The organism is Moorena sp. SIO4E2 (assembly GCF_010671945.1).
In the GTDB taxonomy this organism is placed as follows: domain Bacteria; phylum Cyanobacteriota; class Cyanobacteriia; order Cyanobacteriales; family Coleofasciculaceae; genus Moorena; species Moorena producens.
The window spans coordinates 1-1,502 of the sequence record NZ_JAAHIE010001181.1; the positions used below are offsets into that span (position 1 = coordinate 1).

The following is a 1,502-nucleotide window of genomic DNA, read 5'->3' on the forward strand; positions in this document are numbered from 1 at the left end:
ATGCATTACCCAGATTACCCAGGGAGTTAGCTTCACCAATGAGGTCTCTAATTGTCCTAGCAATAGCTAAAGATTGTTGGTGGTAATCAATGGCTTTTTTGTAGTCTCCCAACTCATAGTATGCATTACCCAGATTATTCAGGGAACCAGCTTCACCCTCGCGGTTTCCGATTTCCCTAGCAATAGCTATCGATTGTTCCTGGTAATCAATGACTTGTTTGTACTCTCCTAGATAATAGTATGCACCACCCAGATTATTCAGGGAGTTAGCTTCAACCTCGCGGTTTCCGATTTTCCTAGCAATAGCTAAAGATTGTTGGTGGTAATCAATCGCTTTTTTGTACTCTTCCAGATTACCGTATGCAAGACCCAGACCTCTCAGGGATTTAGCTTCAGCCTCGCGGTTTCCGATTTCCCTAAAAATGTCTAAGGATTGTTGGTAGTAATCAATCGCTGTTTTGTAGTATCCTAGACCATTGTACGCACTACCCATATTACTCAGGTGGTTAGCTTCACCCAGGCGATCGGTGATTTCCTGAGCAATAACTAAGGAGTTTTGGTGGTAATCAATGGCTGTTTTGTACTCTCCCAGAGTACCGTATGCATTACCCAAACTAGTCAAGGAGTTAGCTTCACCCTCGGGGTATCGAATTTGTTTATAAATTACCAATACTTGCTGCCAAGACTGTAATGCTTCTGGGAACTTACTGCGACCAAAGTGACTAATTCCGTGGTTCAGGAGTTTATCCGGTTCTGCTTTCTTACTGTCTACTTCAACTATGGCATCACTAGGGGTTATAGTCCCTTCTTGCTCTGGGCTCACAGTGTTTTGTTCCTGAGCCAGTGCTGGTAAAGTGAGGAATCTAGCCACAACAGGCAATTCCCCAGGAGTGAGGCAGACACTGAGAAGTCCCAAGCATAAGACGTGCTTAAGTTTCATATCGGATATTGAATTATTCCCTACTTGGCCATATCTGAGAGATTCCTGAACCTATGCAATGATTCAGGGAATAGGGAGTAGGGTGTGGGGTGTGGGGTGTGGGGTGTGGGGTGTCAGGAGTCGGGAGTCGGGAGTCGGGAGTCGGGAACAGTTACTGTTTGAGCCGGTGGGTGGAATGGGCATCTGGCTGTGGAATCGGCATCAGGCTGTGGCATGGGCATCAGGCTGTGGCATGGGCATCAGGCTGTGGCATGGGCATCAGGCTGTGGCATGGGCATCAGGCTGTGGCATGGGCATCAGGCTGTGGCATGGGCATCAGGCTGTGGAATGGGCATCTGGCTGTGGAATGGGCATCTTGCCCGTTTCAATTTCCGGGCAAGCCCGTCTGATAGCAATCGCCAGGGCAGTTAGGACATGACAAAAGTCTCACACCCTTTGTAAGCGATGCAGAGGTGCGACCCGTGGCGAATTTAATTCGCCAACGGAAAGCGCACCTAAGCGGTCTTGGGGGTTTCCCCCATGAGCGACTGCATCAAGAAGCGCAAGAGTTTGACTTCTGACA

At 48.4% G+C, this 1,502-nt stretch carries 2 protein-coding genes; one reads left to right on the top strand and one right to left on the bottom strand.

The annotated features are described in order from the left end of the window. Nucleotides 1-940, bottom strand: a 940-nt coding sequence (locus F6K37_RS41965; RefSeq protein ID WP_287257162.1) for a tetratricopeptide repeat protein, incomplete at its 3' end; no start/stop codon positions are given. 58 nt (nucleotides 941-998) lie between these two features. On the opposite strand from F6K37_RS41965, the gene F6K37_RS41970 reads away from it, so the two are divergent. Continuing rightward, entirely contained in the window at nucleotides 999-1,358 is a 360-nt protein-coding gene (locus F6K37_RS41970; protein WP_287257163.1) for a hypothetical protein, read from the top strand. The last annotated feature ends 144 nt before the right edge of the window (nucleotides 1,359-1,502 follow it).